This is a genomic window from Colidextribacter sp. OB.20 (assembly GCF_009911595.1).
Classification (GTDB): domain Bacteria; phylum Bacillota; class Clostridia; order Oscillospirales; family Oscillospiraceae; genus Lawsonibacter.
The window spans coordinates 1-22156 of the sequence record NZ_QWKG01000013.1; the positions used below are offsets into that span (position 1 = coordinate 1).

Below are 22156 nucleotides of genomic sequence, written 5' to 3' on the forward strand. Positions count from 1 at the left end.
CTCCTTTTGGCATAATAAATCACCCCACTTGTTAGTAGTATACCATACTCTCTAACAAATGGGGTGCAGTTCACAGTCCAGGGCGGCTTTTTTCAGTCCTCAAACAGCTTTGAAACGGGAACTTCCAGCACATCCGCGATTTTGAACAGCGTTTCCATCGACACGCCAAAGACCCGCGTGGGGCTTTCAATTTTAGAGACATACGACCATGACCGCCCGATCTTATCTGCAAACGCCTCCTGCGTCAGCCCCAGCAATTTACGGTAGTATTGCACCTTCAATCCGAAGCGGATGTACTGCTCCCGATATTTCGTTTCCATAGCACACCCCTCTTTCCGATAAAATGGTGGACAACAGCGACTTTCTGATTGCCTACGCATGGCACCCCGGCAACGCCCGTGAGCTGGTAAAATACGCCCAGCGGCGGGAGCGGCGGGGATTATTGCGTGTGAATGTGCTGGGCCAACCGCAGGCCGTAATCTGTCACTGAAGATAAGGGCATACGGATAAGAGCCATTGACCTCGAAATCAACAGCTCTTACTCTTTCATTCTGATTGCCCCATCTAAAGTGGCTTCTACAATGGGAAGATATTTCTCCGGGCATAGCTACGTTTTGTGGCGTACCCTCCGGCGTACCTCGCTGTTCTCCTATAATTCATCTTCATTGAATAGAAAGTCCTGTCTTACGTTGTACCGGCCATGAAATTGTGTTATAATCAAAGCAAACTTTTAGAAAAACGGGGTGCGTCCCATGTACGATGTAATTGTTGTCGGCGCTGGCCCAGCCGGAAGTACCGCCGCAAAGGTACTGGCTGAAAGAGGGCTTCACGTCCTGCTGGTAGAGCGGCACAAACTCCCCCGCTATAAATCTTGTTCCGGCGTCCTGATCCAGAAAACGATGGACTTGGTGCGGCGCTACTATGGACAGGATGTGCCGCTGTCCGCAACGTGTACCCCGGTGGAAAATCGGGGCATGATCTTCACTGATGATAAGGGACGGGAGTTTCGTTTTGAACAGGGCGGGTTGAACGTCTGGCGCAGTTCCTTTGATAACTGGATGACGGAGCAGGCGGCAGCATCCGGCGCGGAAGTCCGGGACAACACCAGCGCCATCTCCTGTGAGGAACAGCCCGGTTCAATCTCCGTCACGCTGCGGGGAGAATCATCCTGCACAGAGCAGGCCAGATACGTCATTGACTGCGAAGGCGTCACTGGCGTATTAAAACGGCAGATACTTAGAAACAGCCGGGATTTCATCACGACTTTTCAGACCTTCAACCGGGGAACGATTCAGTTAGACCCGCACTACTTCTACGCCTACTTACAGCCGGAGCTGTCCGAGTATGACGCATGGTTCAATGTGAAGGATGAAATGCTGGTGCTGGGAGTTTCGGTCAAGGACACCAGCAGGATCAAGCAGTTCTATCAGCGGTTCATCTCCTACATGGAAACCCACCACGGCTTGCAGATCGAGCAGCAGGTCAAGGCTGAAAAATGGCTGATGCCTCATATCCGGCCCGGTTGCTCTATCACCTATGGACAGGGCCGGGTGCTGTTTGCCGGTGAGATCGCCGGTTTCCTCAATCCGATGGGCGAGGGGATTTCTGCCGGGATGGAGAGCGGTTACTGCGTGGCCCAGGCCGTAGCAAATCACTTTGACGCTTTGGATATGATCTATGCAGACTACCAGCGAGACACCCAGCAGCTAAAGTCTTACATGGAACGCCAATGGAACTTTGTGGGCCGGATGGCTGGTACGTTTTCAGAAATGATTATCTGAATAGAGGCAAAAGGACAGGGTGTGTGCCTTGTCCTTTTACCTCTATTTGCGAATATTAAGTTAGTGATATTTTTGTGTTCCTATCTGGCCTTCCCAAACATCAACCAGCCAAACCCAGCGGTGGTGCAGAAGTGTTTGTGATTTCGTACCATTCACTGTCATACTGAATATATGCCTTACAAATATCTTGGATTTGCCTACATTAGTATAGACGAAAAAACTCTCATAACGTTCCATTTATTTCGGATTATTGTTACCAACTTGTTCCGCCGCCCCAAACCTGGGCCTGTGTGATTGCCAGAACAGTTTCCGTGGGAATACCGGCAATCTCGCTACCGAAAATTTCCCGCAGATTTCCTCCCGTCAACATAGCGGCAAGCTGGGACTTTGCTGCGGCGGACGAGGCCATTTGAGATGCCTGTATGCGGCGCTCAATCTGCTTTTCTACCGCCAGCTCCATAAGCTCGGCGTGGCGGGCCATACGCAAATCCCACCAGCTTTCTCCATCGTCAGAACCGCTCTTGGAGTAGGTGATCTCCCCGCCCGCGCTGGAGGAGCAGGCGTTGCAGATATTCCCGTCCTCCCCGATGGCAACGGCCTGGGACATATCCCAGGTACTACCGGGCATGATGGCCTCGTTGCGCGCTACGTCAAAAGCAAACCATGTGTCGATCTTGGCAAAAATCTCCTGGGCATAGGCCGGGTCTTGCTCCATGCGCTCCTGCACCTTGGGATGAATGACCACGGCTTTGCTTCCAGGCGGGACGTTGCCCAGGGCGTGAATCTCCTTGGGAGCGGTAAACCTGCCGTCAATGGAGCCGTAGAAAGGATTAGCCCCGGTGGGCTGCCAATTCTCCAGTGTTTCCTGGGCTTTGTCCCCGTTCTGGTACAGCAGGTAGTGGGGATAGTCGTTTCTTGTTCTCCAATAGCCGCTGCTGGCATCAAAAACGTGGTAGTGGATGTTGGGATATTTCGCTTTTAGCATGGTTTCCAGAGAAGGTGCCTCCGTTGCTTCTGTTGCATCCACACTCCCCGTCTGAACCTGCCCGGTAGCCCGCACCGACAAATCCATCATCAGGCTGGTGGGCAGACCCGCCATACCCATGAGGCCGCTCATGCCGGTAGTCAGCGTGTCCGTCCTGCCCCGGCTGGCCTGCGCCGCCATGTCAAGAAAACGGTTGGCCTCGGTCTGCTTGGCTTCACGGGCCTTTGTGGGGGCGCTATATGCCTGTGTCCCGTAACTTGGTTGAATCGTATTGCTCACGATATTTCCTCCCTTAAAGCAGTCCCATCAAAAGTTCTGCGGCGCTGACGGAACCGCCATTCATGCGGAGCTTCATCAGCATCTGCCGCCGAGCCGCCGCTTCCTGCTGAAGCTCCATATATTTTTTGTGGTTTTCCATGCGCTGTTCCCAAAAGCTGCCCTTGGCCTTATCCTCAAACATAGCTGCGCCCTGATTGCCCATGCAGCCCGGATACCAGCCCTCGGCATGACATTGTTCTTTTGTCTCACCAATGTAGAAAACGCTGTAACCGCCGCCAGTGGCAGCTACCCACGGATTTGATTGAGAAAAAGCCTCCCGCAAATCGTTCAGCACCCACGCTTCATAATCAGGATCGCTTTTCATCCTCTCAAAGGCTGCATCGGAAATCTGGATCGAGATAGCTTCCATCTGCCGGGTAGACGAGAGGGGCATCTGCGAAATCTTCTCCCGGATCGTCTGCTGGTACGCCTCCATGCTCATATCCGCCTTTTGGGACGGGGCAGGTGTGATGCTGCTCTCGCTGGCCCGGAGCTGTGCGGCCATGCTCAAAAAGTCCCTGCCTTGGGACACTGACTGCCGGACTGTGCCGGTTCCTGATAGGTTCCCGGCTAATCTGATCAAATAGTTTAGGTCGATTGTGTAGCTCAAAATATTTCACTCCTTCATCGACATTAGAGATTGAGGAAAAACATATTTGTTCCCGCCGGTAAAGAAGTCTCCGGCGTAACGGTGGGGGCAGATACTATCCGCGTTTTCAGCAAATCACCGATATTGGAAAAGGACTTTTCAAGCGCCTCGGCCTGTGCGGTACGCTCCCACATGGCCCTGCGCTGTGCCGCCGCTGCTAACGCCTGCTCTTGATACTGCCGCTGCTGTTCTGCTTTTTTCTTGGCCTTTTCCGCATTGATCCTGTTTACCTCGGCCACACGCTCCGGGGAATCGCTGCACCCACAAATATAAGTCACGGTTCCGTCCTCATGGACTACCACTCCGCAAGGCTCAAAAACCAAGCCCTGTGCGGCACAAATCGCATTTCCTTGGGGGATAACGGTGTTGAAAAAATAGTCGATTTTTTGTTCATAATAAAGGGCTTTGTTTACATCGTCGGCCATTTCTTCCAGGATATTGGGTGCGATTACAACATCATTACCACTCATGCGCTTGCCCGCTTTTTCAAGGCTTGCCTGATCCTTCCCAATGCTTTCGATTGTTACCCGCCCATATTTCTTTTTCAAATGCTCCAGATAGGCGTCCACATTCGACGTTTCATCCGTTTCGGAAACTTCCGGCTTACCGCTGACCTCCAGCACGTCAGCCGTACCTCTGCCAGTCTTTACAGCCATATCCAGAAAGCTGGAAGTCCGTCCCGCCGCACTCCGAACGGTGCGATTTTCGGGCAGTGGACTATACATCCTGTTCAAATATCTGCAATCAATCATGCCGCTCATAAGCTGCTCCTTTCCTGCAATAGAACCGTTGCGGAAAATTCCTGCTGAACTGCTTTCAGCTCCAATTCTCCCATATACTTCTCCGCCTCCCGGCGCACGTTGGCAAGGCCGATACCGTGCATGGGGGCATCCTCCTGTTTCGTTGTGGCAGGCAAACCGTCCTGTCCGAATACCACCTCACCCGCGAAAGAGTTTTTGACCTCCATCAGAAAGAAACGTCCTTTTCTCTTTCCAGTCAGTACGATAAACCGCTCACCCTCGTTGACCTTCCCGCAAGCCTCCACCGCGTTTTGCAGCAGATTTTGAAGGATGATACCTACATCAAAAGCGTCATAGGCCACCGGATCGGGGTAATGGAACTCCACCTGGAAGCGGATGCCCAGGTCAAGGCTCTGCCGCCGAATATCGTTGACGATCACATCCGTGACCGGGTTGCCCGTCTGGAGCGTCAGTTCAAAGCCGCTCATGCTCTCGTCCATTTTGGAGATATAGTCCTCCAGGCTGGCATACTCGCCGCTCTGCGCCAGCCCCCTGATGTTGGTCAGGTGGCCCCGCATTTCATGTTTCAGTCCACGGATGCGGGTGTAGAACTGTTCCGCCTCATGGATACGCGCCCGGATTGCCTGCGTCTGCTGGTGTTCCGCATAGAGGGCGGACTGTTCCTCCCGGAGCGCCGCCATACCCTGTTGAAAGGCGATGGTTAGATAGGCCCCGGCGTAGAACAACAGGGCCAGCACTGGGATCACCGCCAGAAACGCCGGGTGACGCTCATAGAGCTGGAGCAGAACGCCGTCCTTAAACTCGATCAGCAACCGGGAGATCACCTGCCCGAACAGAATCCCCGCCGTTGGCACTAAGCTGAGATAGCATAGCTCCCGCCGGTGGAGCGTCATTCGCTGTTTCCGCATTTGACGCTGGAGGGCATAGAGCATGACGGCCAGCATGGAGGCGTGGGACACCAGGAACAGCATAACCAGGAAAGCGGCCCGGAGAAAGACCGCCTCCGGCGGTTCCAGACGGTAGGGGACTGACCGCTCCACGATAAAATACAGGCTTTGCACCATCAGGCCGCTGGAAATCCTAGCATTAAAATAGAGCAGTATCAAGAGGAACACAAAGGGCTTTTCCAGACCGATCCACTTGGATACCACCAACAGAATCGCCATCAGGATCAGCCCAAAAGAGCCTTGCGGGAGCGCGGCCCGGTTGCAGACAATCTCAAACAGGATGTAGACGAAAAATACAAGGAGCAGTCTTCGCCACTTCCGGCTCTGGGAGGGGATGAAGGGCTTGAAAAAGGCGGTGAGCAGGACTGCGTAGGTCAATTCTGCCCCAGCAGAAAAAACACTGTTGAAAATGCGGAATCCTGTTTCACTCATAGGCCCGCTCCTTTTTTCAAGAAATGGAGATACGCTTTTACAAAGTCTTGGTACTTATACTTTGAGAGTAAGAGCTTTTCCCCATTTGTCAGTGTCACTGACCCTTTGCTGTACCCGGCCACATAGACGAGGTTGACCAAATACCCCTTGTGGATGCGGAAAAACTGGTCTTGCAATTCCAACTCCAGATCCCCGATTTTTGCGTAGCATGCAAATTCGCCATCCTTCAAATGCAGTTCAACCTTGTGATTGCTGCTTTCGATGTAGTAGATGCTGTCCAGCGGTACGGTTCGGCTGGTGTTGGCGGATTGAAGCGTCAGTACACGCCCCGGCTTTTCTTTGGCAGTTCCGATCTGTGCAACCGCGCGGGAAAAGACCTTGGCAAACTTTTCCTTATCCACCGGCTTCAGCAGGTATTGGAACGCCCCCACGTCAAAGGCATCGAATACATACCGCTCATAGCCAGTTACAAAGACAATGACCGGCTGTGTCCCGGTTGCCCGCTCCCTGATTTTCCGGGCCAGGGCCATACCGTTCAGACCGGAGCCAGAGGGGGCCAGCTCTATATCCAGAAAGAGCAGGTCAATTTCTCGGTGATCTGCAAGGCAGTCACCAGCAGAAGCATACTCCACAATCTCACAGGGGCAGGACTGCGCCCCGATCAATGACGAAAGATAGGCGCGGATATTGGATTCATCATCACAAATCGCTATTTTTATCATGTTGCTATTCCTCTATGTGTTTATTCGTTCAAATGGGCGCTGGGGTAAAGCTGGTTGACGTGACTGGACGGTTTGAGAGCGTGACTGGACGGCAAAGGGCTTCTTAAAGAGTATATCATATACTTGCTACATTACCCATCCCTTTGTTCCGTGTCCCCTGTACTCCGTACTAATAGAGCGAACTGTAATAGAAATCTGCTAATTCTTGAAGAATAGTGTATGACCTTGACAGAATTTTGACTTTTCCCCGTATAATGAAAAAGAATGGAGGTGTCTGCATGGTATATCGAATTTTAATCGTTGATGACGAACCAATCCTGACCGAATTGCTTTCCAACCATTTGCAGGATCACGGCTATACGGTTTCCGTTGCCAACAGCAGCAATGAAGCCATGGAAAAATTGAATACAAAACCAAATCTTATTCTTCTGGACATCAATATGCCGGGGATGGATGGGCTGGAGCTGTGCAAGGTCATTCGGAATCACATCGTCTGCCCCATCTTGTTCCTGACGGCGCGGATCACAGAGCAGGATAAGGTCAACGGCCTGCGGGCCGGAGGGGACGACTACATTACGAAGCCATTCAGTTTGCAGGAATTGACCGCCCGTATTGAAGCGCATCTGCGCCGGGACGAGCGGAACATGCGCCCACCAGAAGTTGTGACCTCTCAAGGGCTGATTATCAACCTCTCTGACAGAAAAGTATTTTGGAATGAGCAGGAGCTCTCCTTTTCAAAGAGGGAATTTGACATCATTGAGTTTCTCTCATCTAATCCAAATCAGGTTTTTGACAAGGAGCGTATTTATGAGGCGGTATGGGGCTATGACGCGGAGGGCGACAGCAGCGTGATTAAGGAGCATATCCGCAAGATCCGCGCAAAGCTCATGCAGGCCAGCGGGAGTGAGTACATCGAAACAGTTTGGGGGATGGGCTACCGATGGAAAAAATAAAAAGACAATCCCTGAAACGCTCTTTTATGGAGGCTGTGGCGATTACTATGTTGATCGTGTTCCTGTGCAGCGGGCTTGCAATGTTCGGTTGTTACCGTCTCCAAAAGCATATTCTTCCCGATTCCAACGAGGTCTGGCTGACACAGCAGACAACCGCCCCGGATGGTACGGTCACGGAGGCAAAGCTGAGGTATGTCCTTAATGGCCCGCCAGAGCCATTCGGACAACTGGTAGCGGACGGTCAAGAACGCAATGAGGCGCAGGAGCAGACGAGTTACAGGATAGAGCGCATTGAATCCAGCTACTCCATGCTTTCCTCCAAAGCAAAAACGGCCTACCGCGCTTCACAGATTTGTATGGTGTTGCTGCCGCTCATGTTTGCTGTGATTGGAATTACTCTGTGCGCGTGGTGGTTTTATCATAAGATACTGGAGCCGCCAATCACTGTCCTGATGGATGCCACCACGCATATTCAAGACCAGGATTTGAATTTCCAGATCAACTTTGACGGGCAGGATGAATTGGGCCAGCTCTGTGCCGCCTTTGAGAAAATGCGGCAGACCCTATATGAGAATAACCGCCAGATGTGGAGTATGCTGGAGGAACGCCAGGCGTTGCAGGCGTCCGTGGCCCACGATCTGCGTAACCCCATCGCCATCATGACCGGCTATGTGGAATATTTGCAGGAGAACAGCCGGGGCGGAACCTTGACGGAGGAAAAACTGGAAAAGGCGCTCTCCAATCTCGGCATTACTGCGGAGCGCATGGGCCGCTATACTGATACCATGCGTGACCTGGGTGCTATCGAAGAAACAGAAGTCCACCGCAGAGAGGTGGAACTTCCTGAGTTTTTACAGCACATGGCGGATTCCTTATCCATCCTGTTTCAGAGTACCCAGGTGCGTTTTTCCTGTGACCTCCATGTGCCGAAGGGGAGGGCCGTCCTTGACGGGGAGCTGTTATACCGCGTTCTGGAAAACCTGATTTCCAATGCCCTGCGTTTTGCGGAACGTCAAATTGAGCTTGCCTTTTATCTGGAACACGGAACGCTGTCGGCCACCGTGACAGACGATGGGCCGGGTTTTTCGGAAAAGCTGCTGCAAAAGAAAACCGCCCTGTTCTACTCCGAAGATACCTCCGGCAAGCACCTGGGCTTGGGGCTTGCGGTGAGCCGGGTGCTGTGCCAGAAGCATGGGGGAACCATAGAGCTTTCAAACCAACCGCCCCACGGGGCTTGTGTGAAAGTCTCTATCAAGATCGAACAATCCATATTGCGGTAATACAGATAGGGAATTACTGTTTGAGGAAACTGGATATAAGAGAGGTTTATCTTTTCGGCATCGTGTTCCCGGCAAGCCACAGTAAATAAACAGTGGATGCTCTGAAAAAATAGAAGATTGTTCTCGCATCGTCAAAATACACGATAGTAATGCTTCTATTTTGGATATATCAACAAAATTTATGGATAATTGCTAAGACTCTATTGACCTTACAGTGAGTGGAAGGCTTATAGTAGCCCAGGTTCGTAAAACAGAATGGCAGTCTGCAAACCATCGAACCATCAGGAGGGAACATATAATGAAGCGAAAAGAAAAAATTGCCATCTTTCTTGTGATTGAATTTGGTCTGGTCGCCCTGTGTACTCTGCCGCTTTTCCTGCTGCACGCCGAACCTGCAGGCCCGCTGATGCTTCTTATTTCGGTGGTGTTCATGTTCCTGCCGGCGCTCACAACCTTGATTGTAAAGCGGCTGTCCCATGACAGCGGAGGGCTGTTTTTACAGTTAAATATGCGGAAGGCATGGAAGCAATATCTGCTGGCGGCATTTATCCCCGGCGTGTTGGAAGGAATAGGCGTAACCCTCTATTTCCTTATATTCCCCACCCATTTTGATCTATCTCTCACCTATGCGGCACAGCTTCTCACTCTTAACGGGCAAACGGCTGAGCTGCCGCAGCTCAGCCTTCCCGTTGTCATCGTCGCCGGTTTAATTGTCATATTGGCAGCGCCGTTGATTATTGTCAATCATGTGGCGGCGTTTGGGGAAGAAATTGGCTGGAGGGGGTTTCTGCTGCCATTGCTGACAGAGGAACTTGGCATACAGAAGGCGGTTTTGCTGAATGGCATTTTATGGGGAATCGCTCACGCCCCATTGGTCTGCTTTGGGTTGAATTATACCGGGGATTATCCAGGCGCACCCTGGTCTGGTATTCTGATGATGGTACTTTTTGCAACCAGTATCGGAATATTTTTATCCTATCTGACACTTAAATCCAGGAGTATTTTTCCCGCCTGCATTGCCCACGGGGCAATCAATGCTATCCGGGAAGCGCCACTTTTGATTTGTTTGGATACCTACAATGCTCTATTAGGCCCAAAGCCGTCCGGCTTGATTGGCATGACTGGATTTTTGATTTTGGGGGCAGTTATTCTGGCTGGGTTTGCACAATACTCCAGAGATGCAGGAAAACAATCAGACTAACCCCATATTGGCATATCCGCCATCACAAGCTGTACCTGCACATACTATATAATTCTGATTTTACGGGGGATTTCACTTGAAAATCATCCTCCCGGATGCCGCCCAAAAAACTTGGGCGGCATTTCGCTTTTCTTGACCGAATTTTGACCTTTGCCCGTTATACTCGACCCATCAAAGCAAAGGAGGCCATGTATGCGAAAACGATTGATCGCTGTTCCCCTGATGTGCGGCGCACTTTTATCCCTCGCCGCCTGCGGGAACTATGCCATTCCAGACAGTACGCCCCCGCCGTCACAGTCTGCCGCCGCAAACCCGTTTGATGCCGCGGAGGAGGATGCCGGATTCTTGGGGATGCTCACTCATGCGGCTGCTTCACCTGATTTTTCTGAGGGTGGGGAGCGTCTGCCATTCCCCTATGACGGCGGCGAGTTTCGGCTGGAGTACCAGTTTTCCCTCACCGGCAAGATGGATACCGTTGGATTTCTCCTGTTCCTGGACGGCCAGCCCCAGCCTTATAAGGTGAACGATACCACAGCGGAGTATGAGTATTGCCACAGCTTTTCCGCAGGGGAGGACCAGAGCTTTTCTTTCCTCTTTGAGCCTGTGACCGGCAGTACCGGCGATACGCTGGCCTTGACCGTGGTGAGCATTACAAACCCGGACTTCCAGCCGGATATGGAATCCACATCCAGCTATGGCTGGTATCATAAAACGCTGGATTCCCGTGTTGAATTGCAGTTCAATGCGGACGCGCCAGCCGCCCATTCAGACCTTCCGCCTGTCCGGGAGATCTTTTCAAAAAGCGAAGTGCGGGAGGAAAAGATCACGGCGCAGTATGTGGAAAGCGAACTTCCCAAACACGGCTGGGGCGGCGTCAGCATGGACACGCTGGACAGCGGGATCTACTATACGTTCTCCTGTGACGGCGGCATCACCTATGACAACCTGCGGGTCTCCGCCCCCGTCCCCCTGCGATTTACTATGTGCGGCACAGCCGGAACAAGTTACAGCATCGCTTTTTTCCTGGATCATCAGCCGGTGAAATTTGACGAAAGCACCTACCGCTCCATTACCTTGAGCAAAGGCGGCGTCATGGAGCTTGAGGCTGTGATCGACCCGGACAAGCTGGGGCAGTTCCACACCTTCTACTGTGTGGCCGTCCCCCAGGACGGAGCCTCCGGCCCGTTCTTTAAGACCAATTCTATTTTATTGTATAAGGAGAACTGAACATGAAAAAGACATTCTGCATGACATTGGCGCTGCTTTTTACCCTGGCATTGTCCGCCTGCGGCAAGGCGGATTCCCCGGCTCCTTCGGTTTCGGGAAGCAATCCCTCCAATACACCCGTGGTTTCTGTTCCAGACGCAGGCAGTGAGCAGGAACAGTCCCCTTCTTCCTGCACCTTCGACCCCGCCCTGTTTGGCGGCAAGCTCCAGAGCTGCGCCTATGCCGGGAATGGAACGCTTCTCGTACTGGCGGACAAGCTGTACCTCTACGATACCGGCGCTGCCTCGGTGCTGGCCGCCGTAGAAGCGCCCTTGCGCGACTTTGAAGCCCAAGCCATTGACGGGGGCTACGTCCTGACCGGCATGGGCGATGACGGCATGATGGCGTATATCTACGACAGCTCGCTCTCGCTGAAAAAGGAAATTGCGGTGAATGAGCTTTTGGCGGGAGATTTTGTTGTCAGCGAAACCGGAGGCGTAGCGGCCTCCACAGACGGAAAGAAGCTGGCCTTTGCCGCCCTGGGCGGGCTGTATCTGTATGACCTGGAAAGCGGGAGCCTGACGACGCTCCTGGATTTATCCCAAAACGCCGGGACTGCCAGCATTGGAATTTCCATGCTGAACGGTGCCGCGTTTGCCCAAGGCAACAGCCAGATCGTGTTCTATGGCAGCGGCAATTCGATTCCGGCGGTCAATGGCGAGGACAGCTTTTCCATCTACGGGAGCATCGCCGTGGATGGCAGCGGTCTGAAACTCACAAAACCGTCTGCTTATGAAATGGAAGAAATACAGAGCAGCGCCAGCCGGTTGTTTTTCCCGCAAACCTTTACCCGGGCCAACGGCACATTGCTTTGGATTGACCGGGCAACAGGCAGTGCCAATACGCTCTCCTTCTCCACCAGTGGTGAGGGTAAAGACGGCGTGTACGGCTCGGAGCAGGGAAACTATGTTGCAACCGCTGTTCTGGGCAGCAACCTGACCGTTCGCGTCTATGACGTGGCCTCCGGCGCATTGGCTGCCACCGAAGTGATCGAGAACTCCGACCCCACATATTTCAACCGTATCCCCAGGATTTACCTTTTGGACGGGGCCAAGACCGCCGTAGTCGTTCTTGGAGGCAGTATCAGCGAAATTGATACGCTGGTATCTACATTTGAGTTTGGAGCGTAACATGGAGATCGCAGGTGGGAACGTGCGCGAAATGGGAACAAAATGCCAGCCTATTTCCCGCATCTGGCTTGATGCAGAGCGAAAGATCGCATCCTTTCATCCTCTTGCTGATACTGAGCAAAACCATTTTTGCTGTTACAGCCGTGAGCAATTTATGATATATACCTTTGCCCTGGTCGAGAACGGATTTCGGTTTATGTAGGGCATCGTAAGCGCCCCATATTCATTACTCAAATTTGGAGAATAACATGGAAATCACATTTGAAAGCGTATCAAAGCAATACAAAAGCAAGTATGCGCTGAAAAACTTTACCGCCACCTTAAGCGAGGGCGTGTACGGCCTGCTGGGTGAAAACGGGGCCGGAAAAACCACGCTCATCAATACCTTTGTGGGCATCCTGCGCAGCGACAGCGGCACGATCCGGGTGGACGGCCAGGATGTGAGGACGCTGGGCAAAGCGTTCCTGTCCCAAATCGGCTATATGCCGCAGTATCCCATTTTTTACCGGGATTTTACCGTCAAGGATTTTCTGCTCTATATGTGTGCGCTGAAAGACATTCCTGCCCACGAAGGGCAGGACCGGGTTTCCGAGCTGCTGGCCACGGTGAACCTGACGGACGCGCAGGACAAGAAAATTGGCGCACTCTCCGGCGGTATGCGCCAGCGTGTTGGCATCGTGCAGGCCATGTTGTCCGACCCAAAGATTTTAATTCTGGACGAGCCTACCGCCGGTCTTGACCCCAGCGAACGGATACGGTTTCGGAACCTGATCTCCCGATTTGCCCAGGGCCGGACAATCCTGCTGGCAACCCACATCGTTTCGGATGTTGAGTGCATCGCGCGGGAAATTCTGCTGCTGAAACAAGGGACGCTGCTCATGCAGGGGACGCCCGCCGCGCTGGAGCGGAACATTGAGGGCAAGGTATGGAATGTGACTGTCGGGGCCGAGGACGCTGTATTGCTGACTGATATGTACTGCGTCAGCAACATGAAGCAGGAGGGCGAATATTTTACGCTCCGCATTGTCGAGGATGGATGCCCAATCAAGAACGCACAGCCTGTTCAACCTAACCTGGAAGATGTGTTCTTGTACTATTGCAGGGGGGGAACGCCATGATACGTCTAATACGGTATGAATTTATCAAGCAGTTCTGCAAGCGTTCCATTCTGGCGCTTTTTGTGGTGTTCAGCCTTGCCAACCTGTTCAAAATCTATGGTGAGTACACGTCCTACTCCTATCTGGCAGACGGGAGCGGTGCGCAGAGCTGGCACACGGTCTATTGGCAGCTCTACAAGGAATACCGGGGCGAGATTACCCCGGAGAAGATCGAACAGCTGCTTGCGGTCTATCAGCCGTTGGCGCAGGCTACATCGGATATGACTGCAAGCACAGCCACTAATGACCCCAACACCATGACCGGGAACCTATACAGCGACAGGAACCTGCTGGACAAGTATTATGTGACGCCTATGCAGTATTTCTATGAGTACAGTGGTCGGTCGGAGCAAGTGGCAAACAGAGCGCGGCAAAGCGCCGCGCTCTATAGGGAACGGGGAGCGGTCTATCAGCAGAGGGAGAGCGGCGCAATCTATCATCTTTACGCAGGACGCACCATCCCCGCCTTTGCCTACCAGGAAATGTGCAATTACTATCTGAACTATGATTTTTCCATCGTTCTGACCCTCATGCTCTGCCTTTACGGAATCATCGGAACCTTTGTGAGCGAGAGGGAAACGCAGATGGATATGCTGCTGATGGTAAGTCCCAACGGCGGCAGAAACACCACCTTGGCAAAAATTCTTGCGGCCACCCTGTTTCTGTTCCTGACATCGCTGTGGTTTTCTTTGCTTGATCTGATTGGTTTTGCGGCCGCATTCCAGACCTTTGACGGGCTGACCCTCCCGGTATTTGCCATTCCGAACTTCGCGGAGGCATCCGTCAATCTCAGCATTTTCCAGTACGTCCTCTTGTCTGCGGCACTTAAATGCGCTGGCACATGGGTGATTGGGATGCTCTGGTTGCTGGTTTCGATGTTCTGGAAAAATGCCTTGCTCCCGTTCGTCATCAATTTTGCCCTCTGTATAGTGCTGGTTGTCAACGGAGCCGTTTGCGCCTACTCCAATTTCTTCTGGACAAAGGTGCTGAATCCCTATTCTCTGCTGACCAACCGTGTTCTCCTGGGCAAAACGGAGTTTGTGAACCTGGGCGGGTTCCCCGTCCTGACTTGGCAGGCCGCAGTTTGGATTTCTTTGACAGCGGGCTTTGTGCTTGTTACCGCAATCTATTTTCTGTCAGCGGAAAACTGCCACCGCTGTGTTGGGAGGGCAAAATGAGTGTTTTCTCTTATGAATGGAAAAAACTGATGGTCATGCAGCGGGGCCTGTTCTATATCCTGGCTGCGCTCCTGGTCAGTACGGTTTGGCTGGCTGCAACCGACAGGCCGCAGAACAGTACGATGGAAGAATACCGCGATGAATACGGGTGGTATCTTGAACGGCTGGACGGGGCGTACACGGAGGCAAAGGCCGCTTGGCTGGAGCAGGAGGCCCAGGCCATCACGGAGACCCGCAACATTCGCACCCGGTTGCAGGAAAGCTATTACAGCAATCAGATCACGGCGGAACAGTATGAGCGTCAGATTGCGGAGATCAACACTGTATTGGCTCATGAGCATGGCTTTGAAGCTGCGTATCAGCAATATTTATATATCTGCGAGAACACCGGCAATCGTTACTTTCTGAACACCAACGGCTGGGCGGGGCTGTTTTCCTCCCAAACGCTGGACTTCCCGCTGTTCCTTGCCGTTCTGATTTTGGCGACCACAGTTTTTTGTTCGGAATATAGCTGTCAGATGGACGCGCTTTTGCGGACTGCACCGCAGAGCCGTAAGAGTGCCGGATGCAAAGTCGTGATGACCCTCTGCGCCGTGTTCGCTCTCTGTGGAGGGTTGGCCCTGATTCGCTTTGCTTTCTTCGGAATAAAATACGGCCTGCCCAATGGGGAGTACCCTGTTCAGAGTATCGCCAGTTTCGGGGGCAGTACAAAAAACATCTCCCTGCTGGCTGCGTATCTGATTTTGACCGTCCTGCGCTGCTTTGGCTCGGTGTACCTCGCCGCCCTGCTGCTCTTTCTCTCCGTTTTGGTGAAGAAATATGCCCTAACAGTGGTGATCGGAGTGGCATCCACCTTGATACCGTATATCGGCCTGTCCAGACAAATCTGCTACCGCTTGCCGCTGCCCCTGCCGTTCCTGCTGGCAACCGGCTTTCTGGAGGGGGCTTCCTCCGTGGAGGATTCGTTGACAGGAGAAGCCATTGTGACTTTTTCGGAGCGTTCCTCTCAGGAATTGCTGGCCCTGCTGGGCCCGTCAGCCGCTTTCTTCACCCTCATGATATGGTGGGTGCTGCGGCAAAACACAAACTGCTGGCAGTCTGAAAGAAAACCCGTCAAAGGCTGCAGAGCTGCCGCATTGAGCCTGCTGCTTCTGATTTCGCTATCCGGCTGCTCTTTCGGAACGTCCGCAAACGGAATATACAATTCATCCTCGCAAAGCGCATCGGAAACTTACAGTGTGATCTTTGATGACCAGACGAGGACATACTCTCTGGAGAACCGGGCGACCGGCGCTTTGACGGATTTAGCTCTCTCTCCGCTGTTTGGGGCCTTTTCGGAAGGGGAATCCATCCAGGCCGTTTATGTGGATGCCTCCTATATTTACTATGTGGCCTCCCGCACAGAACAGTATGTTGACCGGGTTGGCAACTACAACAGCACGTTTACCCAAGTGTCTATCGTCCAGCTCAATACGGAAACCTTTGAGGAACAAGTTGTTTTTGAGAAAATAACGGACAGCGGGCGATCTCTGCTGGGAATTGATTATACCGTGGGGGATACCTGGATGTTTCTGCAATACTGCTACGGCTTTTTCTTGAACGATGACAGCCTCTTTTTCATTACGAATGATGGGATTACGGAAGTGGGCAGAACAATCCAGCGCACGAAACTTCTGGACATCCCCACCAAGGGGAATATAGCGTTTGATGGGCGGACGATCTTTTACATCAACGAAAATTCTTTGCTGACGGCGTATGATACTAAGACCCACAAGGCCAAGCCGTTTCGGAATATGGTTGCCTCTGACTTTTGTTTGACCGATCAAGGTCTGTATTTCATCAATCGCATGGATTCCGACTGTGTTTATCTATGTGACAGGGATGGCGTTGGCAGTCTAAAAATTTCAAATGAGCCAGCCCTGTCTGTTGAGTATGACGGCGAGAAAGTTGCCATGATTCTAAAATCAGATGGGAAGAAGGTGGTTTTTAAGCTGTGACAGTACGGGAGCGCCAACCATCCCTGGAGAAGTCACAATCCCCGATTGGGTTGTTCAAGACATTTTGCCGATCAATGAATACTCCCGGCCCGGAATTGAGTTGAGTGAGGTAAACGGCGTTGTCGTACACTACACAGGCAATCCGGGAACAATAGCGGAACAAAATAGAAGCTATTACAAGAACTTGGCTGAAACAAAAGAAACCTACGCAAGCAGCCATTTCGTAATTGGAATGGATGGCAAAATCATTCAGTGTGTTCCCTTATGGGAGGGACTTCTAAACAGTCTTACCTACGCCAATGCTTTCTGAGCAACGAATTTCAAAAGCAGGGGGTAATCTATGAAGTCAGAAGAATGGATACGGTGTCCTGTTTACGGAAATAAAACCCATGACAGGATACAGGATGATACCTACTGGCTGTGATTTATCACGAACATTTTATAGTTGGATCGTAAAGCACATTCCCGGCGGAGACTCCATAGGGACAAACGAGTAAGAAACATCCATGGAAGTCAAGAGTGTGTCTACGATATAAAGGCCCAGTCCATTACCGCCGCTCTCACTACTTCGGGAGAAGTCAGGCCGGTAAAACGGCTCAAATAGGCGGTGGATTTCGTTGTCAGGGATAGGGGTACACTCGTTTTCAACAACAAGACTGTGCCCATCTATACACACGGAAACGGATTTCCCGGTTTCGGTGTAGGCCACAGCGTTGGCAAGAATATTGGACACTACTTTACTAAACGGGCCAACGGGTAGTAAGGCCGGAAACTTCTCTGGCAAGTCAAGAGAGAAAGAAATTTGATATGCCGCCGCAATCATCTGATACGGTTCGCATAGCTCCGCCAGTAAGTCAGAAATATCAACCGGCTTTGGCTGCTCCATGATCGTACTTAATTTGGAGGTTTCCAGAATTTCATGTATCATCCCGGCAAGCTGCTCGACCATTTCCTTGCACTCCGGCAGATAAGTGGCATAATCCTGATACTTCCCAACGCCCAGGATCATGTTTTCCAGAGTAGCGTTCAGCGCAGTCACAGGAGTTTTCAGCTCATGGGATGCCGCCCGCAGGAAGTCCACTTTGGCCCTCTCCATATCGCGCACAGTATTTTTCTCCTGCTCCAGATGCCTGATGGTGGATAACAGATTAGAGTACAGGTCATTGACATTTTGGGCCAATGTTCCGATTTCGTCCCTGGAGCAGACAGAACAGCTTGCCCCTTGGTCTAATTCCATCATTCGCTCCGTAGATGCTGAAATTCTCTTGATTGGGTCGGCAATCACCTTGGAAAACAAGAGAGAGCAAACAACAGAAATGAGCAAAGAACAGCCTAAAGAGATCGGCAATGCTTTCGTTACCGCCTCGGTCACGAATTTTACCTGATTGATACTGACGACTATATCATCCTGGGTGCTCAATGAAAGCTGCATCCGGGGTGCAAGAAGATAGATCAGCCCATGTGACACCGCAACAATAAAAAGCATGATGCCCAGGGTGTAGAGAAAGAATTTAGGGAACAATTTTAACCGTTTCATGGCTGCACCTCATACTTGTAGCCAATCCCCTTGACCGTCACGATGCAGTCAAGCCCCAGCTTTTTTCGCAGATTTTTAATGTAAGTGTCAACAGTTCGGTCAATGATTGGACAGTCAGCGCCCCATAGTTCATCCAAAATCTGCGAACGGGTCAGTACCAGACCCTTATGCTCCATCAGCAGACGGAGAAGGTCGATTTCCTTGGGCATGATGTCAATTTTTCCATTGGTGTCGCTGGCGGTATAGCCGGAAAAATCAACTTCAACATCCCCAAAAACCACTTTTTGTAATGGGGCCGTCTGCCCGCTCCGACGCAGGAGCGCGGTGATCCGTTTCCCCAGCAACACCATCGAAAAAGGCTTTGTCATGTAATCATCCGCCTGTTCGTCAAAGCTCATGACTTGAGTGTACTCGTCCCCGATTGCCGTGAGCATCAGGACAGGCGTTGTGCTTACTTGACGTATCTCATGCAGCACCGACAGTCCACTGACGCAAGGGAGCATAATATCCAGCACCACAAGATCAACACGGTTTTCCTTGAAAAACTGCAAGGCTTTCTCACCGTCATAAGCCGGAATAACGGTATGGCCCGCAGGCTTGAGATACTCGCAAATTGCCTCATTGGTTTTGAGATCGTCCTCAACGATCAATAACGTGGCCATGGTGACACCTCCTTTTCGGATAGTGTACCACCGCAATGTGAAATGGGTATGAAATCAAAGTGTTATTTTTGAAAATTTCCCATTTTATCTGTGTTCCACACCAGTTTCATATACATTCCACATTGGGGTGCTATTCTACGGGTGCGTTCAGAAGAACAGCACAACAATATGGAGGTATCGACCATGAGCATTTTCAAAAGGGCATTTTTATACGTCACGCGAAAACGGGGGAAAACCATTCTCCTGTTCGCCATCCTGCTGATTATGGCAACCTTTGTCCTGACGGGCCTCTCCATCTGGAAAGCGTCGGAAGCCGCGCAGCTTGACCTGCGGCAGAGCTTGGGCGGCAAATTTGACGTTTTCGTGGATTGGAGCAACAGCCCCTATGTAGTGAAAGAACCCGTCAAAGATGAAGTGGACGAGGAAACCGGCAAAACATCAAGCAGCTTCCTCATGTATTCTACCGTACAATTTACCCCGGAGAACATTGCCGCCATCAAAGGCGTTCCCGGCGTAAAGTATTGCAGCGCAAGGCAGGACAATCTTTTGCCGTTTGATGGGCTTTCCCTGTTTCCCGGGACAATCTCAACTGACGCAAAATATCAGGGATATACAAAGGCCCTGGGCGTCTGCAACACGGAAGATGATGAACTTTTCACCACCAGCACACTGACGCTGGCAGAGGGACGGCATATTACCACCGATGATACCCATGTGGCAATCATCAGCCAGGACTTGGCGGAAAGAAACGAGTTGAAAATCGGGGACTATCTTACCGCCCATCGTTACAGCGTGGAAGAACAGGGCTTTACCGGGCCGGAGATCAAGGTGCAGATCATCGGACTGTTTACCCCTCATGCGGTAGAGCGGGTTGGGGAAACTGTTACCACCTACGACAAAATCCAGAACCGTGTATTTGTGGATTTGCAGTCCTCAAAAGAATTTGACGGCGGGGAGATCAACTACGGCTTTTCTGCGCTCCACGTCACCATAGACGATCCGCAGGACATGGCGCGGGTGGTAGCCGATGTCAAGGCCCTGCCGGGTATTGACTGGAAAGCCTTTACCGTGGAGGTGGACAATGAAACCTACGAGAACGCCGCCGTTCCGCTGGCTACGCTGAATGAATTGGTCGTGACCCTGCTGGTGGTGATTATCGTTGTCAGCGCCATCATTCTGGCCTTGATCCTGACCCTCTGGACAAAGACCCGTATCCATGAGATCGGTGTGTTCCTGTCCGTGGGTATCAGGAAATCGGCTATTATCGGGCAGTATTTGATTGAGGTGCTGCTGATTGCCGTCCTCGCCTTTGGCCTGTCCTACTTCACCAGCAACGCCATAGCGGGGCAGATCGGCAACCACCTGTTGGAGCAGAGTATGCAGACCGGGCCGGAGGACGATAACGATGTTGTTTCCGTTGCCGCCTCCGTTGAGATAGGCGCGGATAATCTCGTGCAAAAGCCCTTACCCACTGAAAACGGCATCCAGGTATCGGTTGGGCTGGATAACCTTGCCCAGCTCTACTTGATCGGATTTGCCATCATCATTGTGGCGGTCAGCGCATCGTCTATCACGGTCATGCGGCTGAAACCCCGTGAAATTCTGTCGAAAATGAGCTGAAGGAGGTACGATCATGCCTACGCTGGAATTGAAAAATGTTTCTTACGCCTACGAAAAGGGCAAAGCGGTTTTGCAGAACGTCAGCGCAGAACTGGAAACCGGGAAGATGTATGCCATCCTCGGCCCGTCCGGGTCGGGCAAGACCACGCTGCTGTCCCTGCTGGGCGGGCTGGATGTGCCGACACAGGGTAGCGTCCTGTTTGACGGCGAGGATATTACGGAAAAAGGTCTGGAACACCACCGCAGGAACCATATCTCGCTGATTTTCCAAAGCTATAATCTGATCGACTATATGACGCCCGTTGAAAATGTGCGGCTTACCGCCAAGCTGGACGCCGCCCCCATTCTGGAACGGCTGGGGCTGGAGCAGGACGAGATTACCCGTAACGTGCTGAAACTGTCCGGCGGACAGCAGCAGCGGGTGGCGATTGCGCGGGCGTTGGCCTCCGATGCCCCGGTCATCCTGGCGGACGAGCCGACCGGGAACCTGGACGCCAATACCGCTGAGGAAATCACGGCGATTTTGAAAGAGAGCGCCCATGCGTTCGGGAAGTGCGTGGTGGTCGTGACCCACGACCGCGAAGTGGCAAAACAGGCAGATGTGGTGCTGGAAATCAAACGGGGACATTTGAAAGAGAGGGAAATGTAATGAAGAAAATTGCTATTATTTTGGCGTGTATGCTGGCCTGCTTTTCGCTGTTCACCAACTGTACCGATCAGAAAAACGGCGGCGATCAGGACACGAACATGGGGAACTCCGTGGAAATTGATGATGCAGACATCAAGATTGACACCGAACCGGGGCTGGACACCGAGGGCAATTCCGACGATGCAATCTTACCCGACGGCTTTACTTACAGCTTCCGTGACACGGACAATGCAGACGATATTGTAGTCACGCCGAGGGAGTAGCCAAATATTTCATCCCGGAAGGAATTGGACATAGCCATTAGTAAAGAGCCAAACGCATAGAAAGGAGCCGATGAATTTGTGGAATGCTCACCAATCATCGGCTCTTTTCTATAAGGTTGAACAAAACCGCTGTTATTCCTGCTCTTTTGCTTTATGTATCCCCTTTATGACCGCTTCAACGATAACAAGGTCTTTGTCGGTCAGCCCATCCAGCAACGCATCTACACGCCTCCGTATGGAACTTTTGACGGTATCCCTTCTTTGAATGTGTGCCGGTCAAGGGAAACGTCAAATATTTCTGCAAGCTGGAACAGCAAATCCACGCTGGGTGTTTGTCCCTCGTTTTCGATAGCCTGGATGTGCCGGGGAGCATAACCAGTTATTTCTGAAAGCTGTTCTCGTGTCACGTTCTTGGCCTCCCGGCCCCGTTTGATGTCCTGACCAATGGGCATGAAGTCAAGTATGAACCTGTCATTTCGATTATTCATAAGCTCACCTCTGCAAGTCGGAAGTATCATCACTATTTTACAGATATGTGAGTGCCAGTTAAACGAGGTGTAATATCCTGATACAAGAGATAACATATCTCTGTTGTCAGCGCCAATGATAAAATGAAAGAAAACGCCGAGGAAAAAATGTAGTTTTGTGGCGGAGAGGAGGGAAAAAAG

24 protein-coding genes are annotated in these 22156 nt (G+C 51.8%); 14 read left to right on the forward strand and 10 right to left on the reverse strand.

The window, feature by feature from the left end:
- Nucleotides 1-92 precede the first annotated feature (92 nt).
- The gene (locus tag D1641_RS03830; RefSeq protein WP_160663078.1) at nt 93-320 is read right to left on the reverse strand and encodes a helix-turn-helix transcriptional regulator; all 228 of its coding nucleotides are present in this window, start codon (nt 318-320) and stop codon (nt 93-95) included.
- A 432-nt stretch (nt 321-752) separates the two neighbouring features.
- Between D1641_RS03830 and D1641_RS03835 the strand changes: the two genes are divergently transcribed.
- Nucleotides 753-1781 (forward strand): NAD(P)/FAD-dependent oxidoreductase, encoded by a 1029-nt coding sequence (locus D1641_RS03835; protein WP_160663082.1) that lies wholly within the window; start codon nt 753-755, stop codon nt 1779-1781.
- Between the two features lie 253 nt (nt 1782-2034).
- On the opposite strand, the gene D1641_RS03840 is transcribed toward D1641_RS03835, so the two are convergent.
- The 5 genes from D1641_RS03840 to D1641_RS03860 all read right to left on the reverse strand — a co-directional run bounded on the left by D1641_RS03840 (nt 2035) and on the right by D1641_RS03860 (nt 6595).
- The gene (locus D1641_RS03840; RefSeq protein ID WP_160663083.1) at nt 2035-3045 is read right to left on the reverse strand and encodes a hypothetical protein; all 1011 of its coding nucleotides are present in this window, start codon (nt 3043-3045) and stop codon (nt 2035-2037) included.
- A gap of 13 nt (nt 3046-3058) precedes the next feature.
- A complete protein-coding gene (locus D1641_RS03845) occupies nt 3059-3520 on the reverse strand; it encodes a hypothetical protein (protein ID WP_160663084.1) in 462 nt (153 codons plus the stop codon).
- 197 nt (nt 3521-3717) lie between these two features.
- Nucleotides 3718-4494 carry a DUF6033 family protein gene (locus D1641_RS03850; protein ID WP_160663085.1) on the reverse strand — a complete coding sequence of 259 codons (777 nt, stop codon included), beginning with the start codon at nt 4492-4494 and terminating at the stop codon, nt 3718-3720.
- Nucleotides 4491-5873: a sensor histidine kinase gene (locus D1641_RS03855; RefSeq protein WP_160663086.1), complete on the reverse strand. Its 1383-nt coding sequence runs from the start codon at nt 5871-5873 to the stop codon at nt 4491-4493. Before D1641_RS03855 ends, D1641_RS03850 begins: the two co-directional genes overlap by 4 nt.
- Entirely contained in the window at nt 5870-6595 is a 726-nt protein-coding gene (locus D1641_RS03860) for a LytTR family DNA-binding domain-containing protein (protein WP_160663087.1), read from the reverse strand. The genes D1641_RS03855 and D1641_RS03860 overlap by 4 nt, the downstream gene beginning before the upstream one ends.
- Before the next feature lie 278 nt (nt 6596-6873).
- On the opposite strand from D1641_RS03860, the gene D1641_RS03865 reads away from it, so the two are divergent.
- The 10 genes from D1641_RS03865 to D1641_RS03910 all read left to right on the forward strand — a co-directional run bounded on the left by D1641_RS03865 (nt 6874) and on the right by D1641_RS03910 (nt 17067).
- Nucleotides 6874-7548, forward strand: a complete 675-nt coding sequence (locus tag D1641_RS03865) for a response regulator transcription factor (protein ID WP_160663088.1) — start codon at nt 6874-6876, stop codon at nt 7546-7548.
- Nucleotides 7536-8828, forward strand: coding sequence for a HAMP domain-containing sensor histidine kinase (locus tag D1641_RS03870; RefSeq protein WP_160663089.1), 1293 nt, complete (start codon nt 7536-7538; stop codon nt 8826-8828). The genes D1641_RS03865 and D1641_RS03870 overlap by 13 nt, the downstream gene beginning before the upstream one ends.
- A gap of 298 nt (nt 8829-9126) precedes the next feature.
- Nucleotides 9127-10029, forward strand: coding sequence for a CPBP family intramembrane glutamic endopeptidase (locus D1641_RS03875; RefSeq protein ID WP_160663090.1), 903 nt, complete (start codon nt 9127-9129; stop codon nt 10027-10029).
- 192 nt (nt 10030-10221) lie between these two features.
- Nucleotides 10222-11256 carry a hypothetical protein gene (locus tag D1641_RS03880; RefSeq protein WP_160663091.1) on the forward strand — a complete coding sequence of 345 codons (1035 nt, stop codon included), beginning with the start codon at nt 10222-10224 and terminating at the stop codon, nt 11254-11256.
- Nucleotides 11257-11258: 2 nt separating this feature from the next.
- The gene (locus tag D1641_RS03885; RefSeq protein ID WP_160663092.1) at nt 11259-12425 is read left to right on the forward strand and encodes a hypothetical protein; all 1167 of its coding nucleotides are present in this window, start codon (nt 11259-11261) and stop codon (nt 12423-12425) included.
- Between the two features lies 1 nt (nt 12426).
- Nucleotides 12427-12627, forward strand: coding sequence for a hypothetical protein (locus D1641_RS03890; RefSeq protein ID WP_160663093.1), 201 nt, complete (start codon nt 12427-12429; stop codon nt 12625-12627).
- Nucleotides 12628-12673: 46 nt separating this feature from the next.
- On the forward strand, nt 12674-13543 hold the full coding sequence (locus D1641_RS03895) for an ABC transporter ATP-binding protein (RefSeq protein ID WP_160663094.1): 870 nt from the start codon (nt 12674-12676) through the stop codon (nt 13541-13543).
- Nucleotides 13540-14760 (forward strand): ABC transporter permease, encoded by a 1221-nt coding sequence (locus tag D1641_RS03900; protein WP_160663095.1) that lies wholly within the window; start codon nt 13540-13542, stop codon nt 14758-14760. The genes D1641_RS03895 and D1641_RS03900 overlap by 4 nt, the downstream gene beginning before the upstream one ends.
- A complete protein-coding gene (locus tag D1641_RS03905; protein ID WP_160663096.1) occupies nt 14667-16757 on the forward strand; it encodes an ABC transporter permease in 2091 nt (696 codons plus the stop codon). The genes D1641_RS03900 and D1641_RS03905 overlap by 94 nt, the downstream gene beginning before the upstream one ends.
- Complete coding sequence (locus D1641_RS03910; RefSeq protein WP_160663097.1) at nt 16729-17067, forward strand: peptidoglycan recognition family protein; 339 nt, start codon at nt 16729-16731, stop codon at nt 17065-17067. Before D1641_RS03905 ends, D1641_RS03910 begins: the two co-directional genes overlap by 29 nt.
- A gap of 129 nt (nt 17068-17196) precedes the next feature.
- Here D1641_RS03910 and D1641_RS03920 read toward each other — a convergent pair whose 3' ends face one another.
- Both D1641_RS03920 and D1641_RS03925 read right to left on the reverse strand, forming a co-directional pair.
- Nucleotides 17197-18294 (reverse strand): HAMP domain-containing sensor histidine kinase, encoded by a 1098-nt coding sequence (locus tag D1641_RS03920; protein WP_160663098.1) that lies wholly within the window; start codon nt 18292-18294, stop codon nt 17197-17199.
- Nucleotides 18291-18956, reverse strand: a complete 666-nt coding sequence (locus tag D1641_RS03925) for a response regulator transcription factor (RefSeq protein ID WP_160663099.1) — start codon at nt 18954-18956, stop codon at nt 18291-18293. The genes D1641_RS03920 and D1641_RS03925 overlap by 4 nt, the downstream gene beginning before the upstream one ends.
- 183 nt (nt 18957-19139) lie before the next feature.
- Between D1641_RS03925 and D1641_RS03930 the strand changes: the two genes are divergently transcribed.
- The 3 genes from D1641_RS03930 to D1641_RS03940 are packed head-to-tail and all read left to right on the forward strand — an operon-like array spanning nt 19140 to nt 21488.
- On the forward strand, nt 19140-20576 hold the full coding sequence (locus tag D1641_RS03930; RefSeq protein ID WP_160663100.1) for an ABC transporter permease: 1437 nt from the start codon (nt 19140-19142) through the stop codon (nt 20574-20576).
- 13 nt (nt 20577-20589) lie between these two features.
- Complete coding sequence (locus D1641_RS03935; protein ID WP_160663101.1) at nt 20590-21225, forward strand: ABC transporter ATP-binding protein; 636 nt, start codon at nt 20590-20592, stop codon at nt 21223-21225.
- On the forward strand, nt 21225-21488 hold the full coding sequence (locus D1641_RS03940) for a hypothetical protein (protein WP_160663102.1): 264 nt from the start codon (nt 21225-21227) through the stop codon (nt 21486-21488). Before D1641_RS03935 ends, D1641_RS03940 begins: the two co-directional genes overlap by 1 nt.
- Before the next feature lie 132 nt (nt 21489-21620).
- Here D1641_RS03940 and D1641_RS19825 read toward each other — a convergent pair whose 3' ends face one another.
- Both D1641_RS19825 and D1641_RS19830 read right to left on the reverse strand, forming a co-directional pair.
- Nucleotides 21621-21704 (reverse strand): hypothetical protein, encoded by an 84-nt coding sequence (locus tag D1641_RS19825; protein WP_347707382.1) that lies wholly within the window; start codon nt 21702-21704, stop codon nt 21621-21623.
- Between the two features lie 5 nt (nt 21705-21709).
- On the reverse strand, nt 21710-22156 hold a 447-nt coding region (locus tag D1641_RS19830; RefSeq protein WP_347707381.1), incomplete at its 5' end, for a helix-turn-helix transcriptional regulator.

Bases quoted from the DNA above. Each gene is read 5' to 3' on its own strand.
- D1641_RS03830 (WP_160663078.1), bottom strand. From the start codon at position 320: ATGGAAACGAAATATCGGGAGCAGTACATCCGCTTCGGATTGAAGGTG.
- D1641_RS03835 (WP_160663082.1), top strand. From the start codon at position 753: ATGTACGATGTAATTGTTGTCGGCGCTGGCCCAGCCGGAAGTACCGCC.
- D1641_RS03845 (WP_160663084.1), bottom strand. From the start codon at position 3,520: ATGGAGGCGTACCAGCAGACGATCCGGGAGAAGATTTCGCAGATGCCC.
- D1641_RS03850 (WP_160663085.1), bottom strand. From the start codon at position 4,494: ATGAGCGGCATGATTGATTGCAGATATTTGAACAGGATGTATAGTCCA.
- D1641_RS03855 (WP_160663086.1), bottom strand. From the start codon at position 5,873: ATGAGTGAAACAGGATTCCGCATTTTCAACAGTGTTTTTTCTGCTGGG.
- D1641_RS03860 (WP_160663087.1), bottom strand. From the start codon at position 6,595: ATGATAAAAATAGCGATTTGTGATGATGAATCCAATATCCGCGCCTAT.
- D1641_RS03865 (WP_160663088.1), top strand. From the start codon at position 6,874: ATGGTATATCGAATTTTAATCGTTGATGACGAACCAATCCTGACCGAA.
- D1641_RS03870 (WP_160663089.1), top strand. From the start codon at position 7,536: ATGGAAAAAATAAAAAGACAATCCCTGAAACGCTCTTTTATGGAGGCT.
- D1641_RS03875 (WP_160663090.1), top strand. From the start codon at position 9,127: ATGAAGCGAAAAGAAAAAATTGCCATCTTTCTTGTGATTGAATTTGGT.
- D1641_RS03880 (WP_160663091.1), top strand. From the start codon at position 10,222: ATGCGAAAACGATTGATCGCTGTTCCCCTGATGTGCGGCGCACTTTTA.
- D1641_RS03885 (WP_160663092.1), top strand. From the start codon at position 11,259: ATGAAAAAGACATTCTGCATGACATTGGCGCTGCTTTTTACCCTGGCA.
- D1641_RS03890 (WP_160663093.1), top strand. From the start codon at position 12,427: ATGGAGATCGCAGGTGGGAACGTGCGCGAAATGGGAACAAAATGCCAG.
- D1641_RS03895 (WP_160663094.1), top strand. From the start codon at position 12,674: ATGGAAATCACATTTGAAAGCGTATCAAAGCAATACAAAAGCAAGTAT.
- D1641_RS03900 (WP_160663095.1), top strand. From the start codon at position 13,540: ATGATACGTCTAATACGGTATGAATTTATCAAGCAGTTCTGCAAGCGT.
- D1641_RS03910 (WP_160663097.1), top strand. From the start codon at position 16,729: ATGGGAAGAAGGTGGTTTTTAAGCTGTGACAGTACGGGAGCGCCAACC.
- D1641_RS03920 (WP_160663098.1), bottom strand. From the start codon at position 18,294: ATGAAACGGTTAAAATTGTTCCCTAAATTCTTTCTCTACACCCTGGGC.
- D1641_RS03925 (WP_160663099.1), bottom strand. From the start codon at position 18,956: ATGGCCACGTTATTGATCGTTGAGGACGATCTCAAAACCAATGAGGCA.
- D1641_RS03930 (WP_160663100.1), top strand. From the start codon at position 19,140: ATGAGCATTTTCAAAAGGGCATTTTTATACGTCACGCGAAAACGGGGG.
- D1641_RS03935 (WP_160663101.1), top strand. From the start codon at position 20,590: ATGCCTACGCTGGAATTGAAAAATGTTTCTTACGCCTACGAAAAGGGC.
- D1641_RS03940 (WP_160663102.1), top strand. From the start codon at position 21,225: ATGAAGAAAATTGCTATTATTTTGGCGTGTATGCTGGCCTGCTTTTCG.